Source organism: Streptomyces katrae (assembly GCF_000966975.1).
In the GTDB taxonomy this organism is placed as follows: domain Bacteria; phylum Actinomycetota; class Actinomycetes; order Streptomycetales; family Streptomycetaceae; genus Streptomyces; species Streptomyces katrae.
In genome coordinates this window covers 1-2006 of record NZ_JZWV01001575.1, presented here as the reverse complement: position 1 = coordinate 2006, position 2006 = coordinate 1, and the positions used below count along the sequence as shown (strand labels likewise).

At 75.4% G+C, this 2006-nt stretch carries 1 protein-coding gene; it reads right to left on the bottom strand.

Annotation, left to right across the window (positions count from 1 at the left end; translation table 11 throughout):
- On the bottom strand, window positions 1-1873 hold a 1873-nt coding region (locus tag VR44_RS39320), incomplete at its 3' end, for a beta-ketoacyl synthase N-terminal-like domain-containing protein (RefSeq protein ID WP_281187297.1).
- Window positions 1874-2006: the final 133 nt, after the last annotated feature.

Here is a 2006-nt window from a genome sequence, read left to right as displayed (position 1 = left end):
GCCCGGCCGCGTCCGTTCCGGCCAGGGCGCCCAACGCGTGGACGGCCGTACGGAACCCGGCGAACCCCTCGTACAGGTCCCGCATCATGCCCGGCCGCTGGCTGCCCTGGCCGGGGTAGAGCAGGGCGATACGGCGCTGCGCGGCCGGCAGCGGGGCCTCGGCGGCGAAGGCGTCGTCGCCGAGGTCGCCCCGGGCACCGTCCTCCAGCTGCCGGCGGGCCCGGCGCAGCCGCCCGATGAACTCCTCCGTGCCGTCGGCCACGATCGCGAGCCGGGTCTTCAGCGGCCCCCGCCCGCCCAGGGTGTGGGCCAGCGCCCCCAGCGGGGGGCGGTCCGCCGGGTCGAGTGCCTCGAGGGTGTCGAGGACCTCGCCGATGTGCCGGTCGAGCAGGCGCGGGCTGCCGGCGGAGAGGAGGACCAGCCGGGGGGCACCGGCCGCGGGAAACGGAGCCTGCACGGGGGACTGCACCGGGGACTGCACCGGAGGCCGGGCGGGTGCCGGGGCGGGCCGCTCCTCCAGCACCACGTGGACGTTGGTGCCGCCGAAGCCGAACGAGCTGACGGCGGCCCGCAGCGGGGCGTTCCCGTCCGCGCACGGCCGCGGGGTCTCGGTGAAGCGCAGGCCGGCCGCGGCCACGCCCAGGTCCGGGTGCGGGGCGGTGCGCGGCTGCGGCACGATCGTCCGGTGGTGGACCACCAGGGCCGTCTTGATCAGCCCCGCGATGCCCGCCGCCGACAGGGAGTGCCCGATGAGGGCCTTGCCGGAGCCGAGGTAGCACAGGCTCGGGTCGTCGTCCGGCCACTCGGTGCGCAGCCGGCGCAGCGCCTCGATCTCGGCGCGGTCGCCCGCGGCGGTGCCCGTGCCGTGGGCCTCCAGGAAGCCCACGGAGGACGGGGGGACCCCCGCGTCCTCGTACGCCCGGCGCATGGCGCGCAGCTGGCCCTCGGCCGTGGGGACCAGCGGGCCGGGGGAGGCGCCGTCGTTGGCGGATCCGATGCCCTTGATCACGGCGTAGACCCGGTCCCCGGCGGCGAGCGCGTCGGCGAGCGGCCGGATGACGACCGTGCCGGCGCCCTCGCCGAGGACGAAGCCGTCGGCCTCCGCGTCGAACGGGCGGCACACCCCGGCGGCGGACAGCGCGCGCAGCCGGGAGAAGCCGATCAGGCTGTCGGGGGTCAGGTTGAGGTACACCCCGCCGACCACGGCGATGCGGCAGGTGCCCCGGTGCAGCTGGGCGATCGCCTGGTCGAGGGCCACCAGCGAGCCGGAGCAGGCGGCGTCGACGGCGAAACTGGGCCCACCGAGGTCGAACTGCCGGCTCACCGTGCCGGAGGCCATGTTGAGCAGGCTCCCGGGCAGGGTGAAGGACTGGACCGCGCCGAACCGCTGGGCCTGTTCCCGCGCAGCCCTGCGGTCGAAGGAGCCGTCCGCGGCCCCCTCCTGCTCGGCCAGCGAGATCGCCCGCAGCGGGGCCGCCATCAGGTCCTTGTAGTCGGAGACCGAGATGCCGAAGAAGACGCCGGTGTTCTCCCGCTCGAAGCCGCCGCGCCCCATCCCCGCGTCGTCGAGGGCCTCACGGGTGACGTCGAGCATCAGCCGGTGCTGGGGGTCCATGGCCCGGGCGCGGGCGGGGGGCACCCCGTAGTGGAGGGCGTCGAAGCGGTCCACGCCGTCCAGGAAGGCGACCTGGTCGGTGTAGGCGGCCTGGGTGGCCGAGTGGTTGCCGGGCTCGTGGAACGTGCCGTGGTTCCAGCGCTCCGCCGGAACGGAGGAGAACTGGCGTTCTCCGCTCATCAGGAGCTTCCAGTAGGCGCTGGTGTTCCGGGCGCCCGGAAAGCGGCAGCCGATTCCGGTGATGGCGATGTCGGTCATGACGGTCTTCCTTCGGTCTTCCGTGTCGTGGTGACGGGGTGGGGGAGGAGGGCGGATGAGCAGATGGGGGACGGGAGGGACGGGGCGATGGGGGTGGCGGGGGTGACGGTCGGGGTGCGCCGGGCTTCAGCGC